Here is a 1,716-nt window from a genome sequence, read left to right on the forward strand (position 1 = left end):
CAGCTCTCAGTGGAAATCAACAACAAAAGCGATGAAACCACCTGCTTGCGGGATTTAAGATCAGTTCGAAGGCACAAAAATGAGCGGTGACGGAGGTGGATTACACGCTGCTGGTTGCTGCTGAGTACACTCCCGTTTTTGGTCGCGATTAATACCTTGGGTGAAATATACAATCGAGCCAACAGATTTTCCGTTTCCTCCAAATCCGTCAACTCTGACATCGCGCAACAGTTTCCTAACGCCGACCAAGCCGACTGGAGGAGAAATTGTTAATGGACGCGCCTCGACAGCCTTTGGCAAGGGAAGTGTAGCGCCCAGAACAGCTAAAGATTTTGCGTCGAAATGAATGCGCCTCTGGGGCTCGCCAGGAAAGACAACAACGATAGTGCCCGTTCCGCTGGAGTCGAAATAAGGGTCGCCGAAGGTGGGAGCTGTGGGAATGGTGCCGCCACCGATCATAGCAGTCTGACGCGTTGCCGTCGCTATAATCATATGGCGCCATCTGGCTCCATCTGGTGAAGCGAGAACGACCACGTTGCGACCATCGGCGCCATAGCGAGTATAAGTAACCAAGGGAGATCCACTCGGCGTCAGAGTCACACGAGCAGAATTGACGAGACCTTGCCCTTCGCCTGTCCTCTCGATTAAGTCACTATTACCAGGATCTAACGGAAGGTTAACCGGATGTCCGTTGTGATGGCTCCAATGGACGAGATCACGACTACGAATGTAGCTAATGGTGTAGTTGGTACTTACATCTGGAGTACGTCGCCATACCACCACAAGATGAATATAGCCATCTCGCGAAAAGCGGAATGCGGAAGGATAAGCGCTGGTGGGACGTCCTTGCCAACTAGACGCAAAAAGCGGGGTGCTTAGCAAGCGCTGCCACTTTGAACCGCTGAGCGCGTTTGCGAACCACTGACCATTCCCGCTGATACCATTTCGATAAAGGAAGAATAAGCGTCCATCCAGATCTCTAATGAACGCAGGATAAGTGACCGAACTCTCATCCTGCCCAACCATCGGCCGCAACGCAGTGCTAGATATGTCATTTGTATTCGCCTCCGCGCCGTAGACTAACGGACTGGCGTGCATGTTGCCTGCAATTTGAAGTCGCCCGCTTGCGTCTAGCGCGAGAATTACGCTGTTATGGCTATCCCATCCGTCGAATCTGGAAGCGAGTTGGACATGACAAACCATATTGGTTCTCCGGTCTAATTCCGAAACCGTTAGCCAGCGATCGGCATTATAATAGCCAAAATAAACTTTTTCGCCGTGTGAGAGTGCATCAAAGGCCACATCAGCGCCTGACCAAGACTTGTCTATCTGGATGCCACTTCGCTCCTCACTAACTGGCACAGAAACAGCAGGAGTACATTCAGCAGCGCTAGCAACATTTGAGCCAAGAATCTCTAAAATGAAAAAACAAATGCTAGCAATCATAATCAACGATTGCGATTTCATATGGAAGCGCCCCTAAAACCAGCTAGACATGTCACCTTCAGTAAGCGGAGATCACAAACCGGCAAATGGCGAAAGGTAAGCCTAAGCGAAAGATGCACATCAGTCAAAACCGATTTAATCGATTCGCCATTAAAGGTAGCAATCTGAATCGCCCCCCATTTCGACCGGACAGTCGGCATAAGCAGGAAGGCTCAAGCACAGGCTTGAGGACAGACGTATGTCTAACGGGCGATGTCACGTTGTTCGCTT

Annotated in this window: 1 protein-coding gene; it reads right to left on the bottom strand. The window is 50.4% G+C overall.

Annotated elements, in window-relative coordinates:
• Nucleotides 1–60: 60 nt before the first annotated feature.
• On the bottom strand, nucleotides 61–1,467 hold the full coding sequence (locus tag PMI03_RS31125; RefSeq protein ID WP_081500819.1) for a BNR-4 repeat-containing protein: 1,407 nt from the start codon (nucleotides 1,465–1,467) through the stop codon (nucleotides 61–63).
• Nucleotides 1,468–1,716 lie beyond the last annotated feature (249 nt).

The sequence above is a fragment of the Rhizobium sp. AP16 genome (genome assembly GCF_000281735.1).
GTDB lineage: Bacteria > Pseudomonadota > Alphaproteobacteria > Rhizobiales > Rhizobiaceae > Rhizobium > Rhizobium rhizogenes.